Below are 8,114 nucleotides of genomic sequence, written 5' to 3' on the forward strand. Positions count from 1 at the left end.
CCCCTTAAAAGCGAACATTGACATCCACTTGCAATACATCAATTGCCAGTGGTTCACTTTCTATTTCTGTCGCACTTGACCACTTTGCACCTATCCATGCATTATTCGCAAAGCCCCAATTTGCCCCTAAAAAATAGCCTTTTGTATTCGTGCCACCCAAATGAAAGTCGGAGTCAGTCAAGGCATCTAACACAGCGTCTGTTTCCACATAACGATAGCCAAAGCTAGTATTCCATTGACCAAAGGATTTAATTTGTGGATAACCCACTCGCATTTGCATTTGATAGCCTAAATCGCCACCAACAAACTGCTGATTGCAATTAGGATTAGCGACAGGACAAGGCGCTAAATTATTAATGGGTTGACGCTTTTGTATATTCGCCTTGTTAAATGCGAGATTTTTGACGATATCCACATCAAATTGAGCATGCAGTGCACTGTTTAAGCGTTGGTCTAATGACACATTAATATTTAATAACCGATAGGGAGAAGCCAATCCAAAGTATTGATATTCAGGGTCTACACCACTGTTTAAGGGCTGTGTGTCACGCAGCGCCATCATGGTGTTGCCTTTTTGCACATTAATTGGACGGGTATGGTCTGTACTACAAGACGTACTACTGTCTGGGGTATAACAGGGTTTAGATACCTGCCCTTGCACGTTGGCAAAGTCGTAATACGCCATACTGCCACGTAAACTGAGCTCTTCACTAACATTGATTTTGCTGGCCAGTTGTAGGGCGTATAACCATTTATTTTCGCTCCCCACTTTGAATAGACTGTTATTTGGGAAGTTGGCATCGGTACTTTCTAAAGAAAATAGCCCCGTGGTTAATGAAAAATTCGCTTTGGATAACCTATGTGGCTTATATTGCACTGCCCAGCCATCAAAATTCACATCTTTGTCCCACACCAACTCAGTTGCTGACACCCACGGATTAGCCATTCTGCCCGCACTAAAACTCATGGTATCTGTCGCTTGATAGCGTAACCATGCACGGTCTAATAAAAAGTTGCTCTTGGCAAAATTTGAGCTTAAGGTTTGATTGCTAGAGACAGGATTTGTGGTTGAGCCTGTTGCTAATCTTAAACCTGCTTCAACATTATCTGCGACCGTCGCTTGCAGGCCTAAACGCGCCCGCAATCGGGTAAGTTGACGATTCTTGGTGGTATTCAAAAAAGGAAAACTTAATAAATCGGGCGTTGTTCCTTGTTTGACAGTCGTGTTGATAGGACTCCCGCTATTAATGGCTTGATAGTTAAAAATCTGGCTAGAATTACGGTCATCATATAAGTCGGCCTGTTGACGCAGCATAATGTCGCCAAAAAAGCGTATATTACGTGTCCATTCGGGTGCTTCTTGAATTTTCACCCATTCTTCTTTCTTAGCAGCAGCCAATACTTCTGCTTTAATTTCCTCTCTAATTTTTTGTCGTTCACTATCTGGCAAATACACTGCACGCACACGACCTACTGGTTCTGGTGACTCTACTTTTTTTTCTGTAGCCACGGGTGCTGGTGTCGTTGCAGGATTGGCGTTGGCGTTGGCGTTGGCGTTGGCGTTGGCGTTGGCGTTGGCAATATTATTCGTAGTATTGACAGGTGTGGCTACTTTTTCTTTAGATTCAGGCGTTGAACTTTTGACTATGCCATCATCTTTAAGTGCATTGACTACTGGCGTTTGATTTGCTCGCAAACTCTCGACTAATTTTTGTGCATCTGCTAAAGACAGCGCTTTGCTGTTAATCAAACTTTTTAGCAACTCTTCGGATGTCTTTTTTGCTTGTTCAGACTGCATCTGCTCAACCACTTTTTGAGCATCACCTGCGTTTAAGGATTTACTGTTAATTAAATACCGTAATAACTCTTTCGCTGCATAGGCACTGATTGGCGCAGTATGATTCACGGCCTTAGTCTCAGCCTCGCCATTTGCTGCCCACGCATTTGCACTCATTGCTAACGCAATCGCAAACCATAATGGGGATTGCCTAAACATAGGCTTGGTCACAGATGACTGCTCAGCACGTGTCATTTAACTACTACTCCAATCTCAAAAAATGTTTAATCATCAAAACTGATACGCAATGAATAAGTTTTTGCCTGCCCATCAGGCGGAGGGCTAGCGGTCTTCTTTATTTGGCGCAAAATATCCATCACAATCCTATCCATCTCGTTTCGACCCGTCCCTTCTAGCAAGTCGAGCTTTTCTATCGTTCCATCTGCCGCAAGATTGACACGTACAGAAATAGGTTTAATTGGCACACTACTACGCAAACGCGCACGCTCTGCTTTTAACTTCTCATTAAACTCATTAACCAATGCGCCCCGATAACTGCCTTTTACACCTGTACCGTTACCCCCGCCTGTCCCACCTATCGCACCGTCGCCCGTATAGGGAGTACCACCTGCTTTACCACTCAAATCGCCAGCTCCTTCGCTATCTGCGGCTAACTGTGGCGTGGGCGGTGCTTCGGATTTAGGCATGGGCGCAGCTTGTACAGGCTCAGGTGTAGGCTGTTGCACTTGCTCTTTTACCTTCACTGGCTCTTCTTTTGGCGGCGGCGGTGGTGGGGGTGGCGGCGGCGGAACAATAATTTTCAACTGTACCACCTGTGCAGGCATCACTTTTTTACTCGGCTGCTTATTGGCAACAAGGTAATAAATAGCCCCGACAATCAATAGCAAGAGTCCAGCAATCAGGATTTTACTGAGATGTTTTTGCCAAAATGTTGCGGGTGTCGCTGCTAAGCCGCCGTTCACAAACACGCTATTCATTGCACCAATCGCTGTGTAACTAAACCGAGTTGGGTAATTTCTAACTTCGATAACAAGGCCAAAACATCAATCACATTTCGATATTGCGTTTCTCCATCGCCTCTCACTACCACAGGCAACTCAGGATTTTCCGCTTTCTTTTGCCTTAAACGGTCTTCTAGTTCGGCCATTGATACAGGCACTGCATCCATAAAAATCTTACCGTCATTGGCAATAGTCACCGATACCGTTTTCGGTTTAGCCAAACTGGGCTGCGAGCTGGTTTTTGGCAGATTGACTTTAATCCCCTGCACGGCGGCGGTCGTCATGATGATAAACATCACTAAAAGCACATACGCCAAGTCGAGCATAGGGGTAATATTGATGTCGTCGTAGGCCTTATCCTCTTGCACTTGCATGCTGATTACTCCTCATACTTAGTCATCACTCATCGCATGTAATGCGGCTGGGTCATTGTAGTTTTCGGCCATACGCGCAATAAAATCTTCAATAAAAACATTCATTTCTACAGTGTTTTCTTTTACGCGTGTTAACAGGTAGTTGTAACCAAACAGGGCAGGAATCGCGACCGCCAAGCCCGCAACGGTTGCCGCTAAGGCCGCAGAAATACCAGGTGCAATGGCATTAACATTCACGTCCCCTGCCGCCGCCACCGCCGCAAAGGTAATCATGACCCCAATCACTGTGCCTAATAAGCCAATAAAAGGGCCTCCAGAAATCGCGATGGTTAACAGTACTAAATTTTTATTTAAGAATTGTGTCTCGCGTACTAAAGCACCATTTAAGGTAGCTCTAATCGCTTCAATAGATTGTTCAGATAACACCGCAAGTGGGCGACCTGTTCTGGGGTCAATTTGTAGACGGTCATGTAACTCATTGATACCACGTTGAAAAACACGCATCAGAGGGGAGTGACTAAGTAATAGAAATTGCTGTGCGTTTAGGTGTGCTTCTTGCGGGTTGGCAGAGGCTTGAGTCACCGCATGCAACTTAGCAAAATCCCCTTTTGCCGATTGAAATAACTCCAAAAAGAAATTATTTGCTTTTGAAACGCGGCCAATCAATCGCCCTTTTTGCGCCATGACAATCCAACTAATGACCATCATGACCATTAAAAACCCAATCGCCACCCAACCGTCAAAGGTCAGAGACGCCATAATCGCACCAAAATAGCCAGTCTCGCTGCTTGAGGAAGCCTCGTCACCACCAAACTGTACCAATTTGTCATTGGTGCCTTGGTTATTGGCTTCTAATTGGATAGCGGTGGCATCACGGGCAACTTTGGCAATTTTTAGTTCATCAACTTCACCGTGAAATAATTGCTGATTGCCCAATCCCCCAACGGTCGCTAATCCCTGTAAGGCATTAATTCCTTGATTGAGCGTGGCACGTACCTGACCATCCACATAAAATGTGGTTTGTCCTGCATTCGATGTCAGCGCTAAATGATGCCAATTATTGTCGGCAATTTGTGCCGACAAAGGCGTAGAGACATTATTGACAGACACATAGGGAGCACCATTATTTAAGCCAACAATTAGATTATTGGCCGCCGCTTGCGCATAAATCACCGAGCTTTCTGGCGCAACAGGCTTTACCCATGCCGACCATGTGACACCTGTGCCACCTGTAGTCGTGATACTGGCGGGCAAACTTAAACTGGCTGTGCCGTCAAAACGTGCTGCATTACCAATTAAGCCACTTTCATTGGTAGCCACAAAATTCGTTGCATGATGCTGAAATGCGCTACTGTCTTGAACTGGTGTACCTTTTTCAGCAAAGTGATAGACGGCTACTTGATTGGCATCGTAGGTATCTTTGCTATTATTTTCAGGAGTCGCTTTTTGATTACCGTAATACATCCAAATGGATGTGGGCTTTCCTGCTGCCAACTTAGGGACATGCACCCAAACAAAACCCAAATTAAATACAGAGTCAAACTTTTCGATATGAAACTTTAACGGTGTTTTATCATCATCGGCAACAAAGCGAATATCAGCGCCATCAGGCGCAACGTCTGTAAACTTCAAAATACCCTCATGCAGACGAATTAACACGGGCACTGTATTTTGTTCATTTGATACCCCTGCTGCCTGAGCATCTAAGGTAATCGACTTGCGATATGCCCAGTCATTACTCCACCACGCTTGGGCTTGACTCGATAACCCGACTAAGCCCAACACCGCAAAAGACAATAGTGTCTTCGCACGCAATGGCATTGATGTATGTTTATTAATCTGATTAACCATGAGGCATACTCTCTAAAAAGCAGTCCAAAGACGAAAAAGAATGCGTTTATCCCCACTGTGTGTTGTTGGCCCATCAACAACAGGCACACTCAGGTCTAATACCGCGTTAAGATATTGAAAAGCATTGATATTTAAGCCAAATCCCACACTCGCCAAATCCACATTGCGTGGACTATCGGGTAAAGGCTGATGTTGATATAAACTCGCACCATCAACAAATATAAAAGGTCTTAGGTCTTGTAGTGCTTGTAAACGAGAACCCTCGTTAAGGTATTCGGTCAGTGATTTACTACGCAGCTCTAACACCGTATTAAGACCGTAATCGCCAATGGCTTCTGACTCTAAATACCCCCGAACTGTATCCATTCCCCCCGCACTTAATTGCTCGTTAGATATTAGGGGTCTATCACTAATCTGCCCCACCGTTTTAGCCAATAATTGCCAACCGTTAGCCAAATCTCGGTTATAGGCTATAGAGGTGCGGTTATAAATCATCTGTCGACTTGCACCAAAACGATTTTGGTCAATCAGTGAAGAATCACTGCCTAGCTGTGGTAAGGCAACGGTAAAACTGGTGTCAAACTGAATGCTGCTTTGCTCATCGTAGCTAAACGACGAGTAAGCAAGCGATAAGGGATAATAACGGATAGGCGTTGTGGTGCTAGAGCCAGCCAACTTCACCTTAGAGGCAAAACTTTTATAATCTATACCTATATTAATAGCATGTGACTTTTTTTCATTAATAGAATCTAATGGCCATGAGGCTTTAGCACTATAACTGTGGCCACCACCAATCACTTCTATCCCGCCCAAAGTAGACACATTACTGTTAGAGCGCATGCCACCTAAAGAGAAATTGACATTTTTTCCTGCCAGCAATTGCTTAAAACTATAATTCGCAACAATCACTCCTGCTTCCTGCGGTGCTTTGGGAGCGGTTTGATAAAACAACGAAATACTATGTCCACGTTGCCATAAGTTGTCATAACTGATATTCACTGCCGAACGAAACTCACTCGTTCCTTGGGTGTAACGGTTATTCAACTCGACCAAACCGTGTAACGGTAATTTATCTTCAACCGCGAGCTCGACATCAATAAAATTTGCCAGTTTATGCCCAAGCTGATTTTTATCTTTAGCGAGCAAGTCTTCTGGCATTGGCTCTGTATTGACCGCTTTTAAGCTCGGAGTGACTACATTATCTGCTGAGCTGTTAGCCTGCTGAATTTGTTCTTGTACTTTATTAAAATTAGGAACGTGACCCTCTCTAAACTCGGAGAGCTGTTTTTTGATACGCGTCAGTGAGTGGTACTGACTTCCTGTCACAGATACTGACCTAATTTTGCCTTCAACAACATGTAAACTGACAGTTCCTTCTTTAACAAATTGTTTTGGTATATTGACCGATACCGTTTTATAACCTTGTTTTTGATAATATTTTTCTAGTGCCTCACGTGCCTTATCCACATCTTCAGGTGCTTTATTCAGCCCCAAAAATGGCCATAATACCTCTTGAATTTCGCTATCCGACAATACCGTATTGCCATCCACAATAATTTCTAATAAATCTAATTGACGTACAGGACGCTGCTGATTTTTTATAGACGTCGTGCTGTGCTCTGCATAAACAGGCACAGTCAATCCAGCCGTTATGGTAGTCGTGATAACGAGCAAACAGCGCAAATACATCAGTATACAATCCCCAATATCGGCTTGATTTTCAACATCCGTTTAGACAACACGCTAAACATCATTCTCTCAACCTCTGAGCATTCACATTGTTCATGCGGCTTAAGTTCAAACAAGGAGGAGAAAATACGGTGAGATGTCTTCCTTAATGCGTGTTCAACATCAATCATGGCTTGTTTAAGAGCTGCAATAAAACACTCATCTTTTTGTCATATCGACTACATATTTCTTGAGTAGGCTCATTGGCAGCGACGATACATGCACAGAGCGGCATGCGTTATGGAAGCTACTATGGTGTTTTTTTATTGCAGAAAAATGTCTTCTCTGTGACAAATTGCAGAATTTTATTGCGTACAAATCGGTGATGATGATGAACAATGTGACTAGCCACGCGCCCACCTCCGAGCAAAAAAACATTCCTATATGGCCTTGGCTAATACTGATTTGTTTACTGACGCTGATTATCATGCTTCTCAAATTTGGCGCTGATGATAGCCAAACTCCCTCTCAAACAGAGGATGCACGCTTTCAACCTAACACATCTCAAGAGGCTACAACGATGGCAGACAGCCCCACTTCTTTCTCGGTAAAAGCCAGTGATAACTTAGGCTCAAGCACTCAGATAACCAATGAAAATCCTATGCTAAAGACACAAGCACTCACGCTTCCCAACGAGCAATTGGTTAAACCTGGTGATGATTCGGCTTTTTTGAATGATGGAGATACTGAGACAGAAGATACAGAAGAGGATACCGAGAAATAATGATGAATTAGCGTCTGTTGATGTTTTGATTATGGTTGCGAAAGAGTCAATACTTATCAGTAATGCAGCTCACACGCAAAACATCAACCACCTCTATTGATAATCCTCGATATTTAAGACGGTGGTGGCACTCACGACAATACCCCTTTTTACTAACACATATATTTATTGATCATGTTATCTAGAGTCTATTACTGCGATTACCTCATCGGCTGACAATTGTCACTGCTATCTCTCTGCGACTTCGGATAAAACACGCATAAAGCCATCCAATCCATCGCCTGAGAGTATGAATTTTATGCTATCCCTTGCTGATATCCTTACGGACCTATCAAATAATTGGTTGCTTTATGCGTCAATGCCATTTGTTGCCGCAGGTATTGGCTATGTCACCAAAATTATTGCTATCTGGATGATGTTTAATCCTATTCAATGGTTAGGCTTTGAAACGCGTATTGCAGGTTATAGAGTGTTTGGTTGGCAGGGTATTGTGCCTAGACGAGCTACTTTTATGGCCAGCATTGCCTGCGATACCATGACGCGTGTAATGGTTTAATAGAACAGGACACTTTGATAGGTAGTATTTATACTGCAAGTAGAGGTGTTTATGAAAGCAACGAAGTCAATGAAAAAGCCGA

At 43.6% G+C, this 8,114-nt stretch carries 7 protein-coding genes; 2 read left to right on the forward strand and 5 right to left on the reverse strand.

Going from position 1 to position 8,114, the window contains the following annotated elements; genetic code table 11:
- Positions 1-4: 4 nt before the first annotated feature.
- From C8N29_RS14530 to C8N29_RS14550, 5 genes are read right to left on the reverse strand one after another with little or no spacing between them, the layout of a single operon-like run.
- Entirely contained in the window at positions 5-2,032 is a 2,028-nt protein-coding gene (locus tag C8N29_RS14530; RefSeq protein ID WP_107866797.1) for a putative porin, read from the reverse strand.
- A gap of 29 nt (positions 2,033-2,061) precedes the next feature.
- Positions 2,062-2,775 carry an energy transducer TonB family protein gene (locus C8N29_RS14535; protein WP_107866798.1) on the reverse strand — a complete coding sequence of 238 codons (714 nt, stop codon included), beginning with the start codon at positions 2,773-2,775 and terminating at the stop codon, positions 2,062-2,064.
- Positions 2,772-3,173: an ExbD/TolR family protein gene (locus tag C8N29_RS14540; RefSeq protein ID WP_107866799.1), complete on the reverse strand. Its 402-nt coding sequence runs from the start codon at positions 3,171-3,173 to the stop codon at positions 2,772-2,774. The genes C8N29_RS14535 and C8N29_RS14540 overlap by 4 nt, the downstream gene beginning before the upstream one ends.
- Before the next feature lie 18 nt (positions 3,174-3,191).
- Complete coding sequence (locus C8N29_RS14545) at positions 3,192-5,024, reverse strand: DUF2341 domain-containing protein (protein ID WP_107866800.1); 1,833 nt, start codon at positions 5,022-5,024, stop codon at positions 3,192-3,194.
- 12 nt (positions 5,025-5,036) lie between these two features.
- Entirely contained in the window at positions 5,037-6,713 is a 1,677-nt protein-coding gene (locus C8N29_RS14550; RefSeq protein WP_107866801.1) for a ShlB/FhaC/HecB family hemolysin secretion/activation protein, read from the reverse strand.
- Between the two features lie 364 nt (positions 6,714-7,077).
- Between C8N29_RS14550 and C8N29_RS14555 the strand changes: the two genes are divergently transcribed.
- Both C8N29_RS14555 and C8N29_RS14560 read left to right on the forward strand, forming a co-directional pair.
- Positions 7,078-7,476: a hypothetical protein gene (locus tag C8N29_RS14555; RefSeq protein WP_107866802.1), complete on the forward strand. Its 399-nt coding sequence runs from the start codon at positions 7,078-7,080 to the stop codon at positions 7,474-7,476.
- 358 nt (positions 7,477-7,834) lie between these two features.
- Positions 7,835-8,032, forward strand: coding sequence for a hypothetical protein (locus C8N29_RS14560; protein ID WP_107866803.1), 198 nt, complete (start codon positions 7,835-7,837; stop codon positions 8,030-8,032).
- Positions 8,033-8,114: the final 82 nt, after the last annotated feature.

It is taken from the genome of Agitococcus lubricus (assembly GCF_003051055.1).
Classification (GTDB): Bacteria; Pseudomonadota; Gammaproteobacteria; order Pseudomonadales; family Moraxellaceae; genus Agitococcus; species Agitococcus lubricus.

What these genes read in the sequence shown, in the direction of transcription:
- C8N29_RS14530 (WP_107866797.1), bottom strand. Translation starts at nt 2,032, where the DNA reads ATGACACGTGCTGAGCAGTCATCTGTGACCAAGCCTATGTTTAGGCAA.
- C8N29_RS14535 (WP_107866798.1), bottom strand. Translation starts at nt 2,775, where the DNA reads ATGAATAGCGTGTTTGTGAACGGCGGCTTAGCAGCGACACCCGCAACA.
- C8N29_RS14540 (WP_107866799.1), bottom strand. Translation starts at nt 3,173, where the DNA reads ATGCAAGTGCAAGAGGATAAGGCCTACGACGACATCAATATTACCCCT.
- C8N29_RS14545 (WP_107866800.1), bottom strand. Translation starts at nt 5,024, where the DNA reads ATGGTTAATCAGATTAATAAACATACATCAATGCCATTGCGTGCGAAG.
- C8N29_RS14550 (WP_107866801.1), bottom strand. Translation starts at nt 6,713, where the DNA reads ATGTATTTGCGCTGTTTGCTCGTTATCACGACTACCATAACGGCTGGA.
- C8N29_RS14555 (WP_107866802.1), top strand. Translation starts at nt 7,078, where the DNA reads ATGATGATGAACAATGTGACTAGCCACGCGCCCACCTCCGAGCAAAAA.
- C8N29_RS14560 (WP_107866803.1), top strand. Translation starts at nt 7,835, where the DNA reads ATGCCATTTGTTGCCGCAGGTATTGGCTATGTCACCAAAATTATTGCT.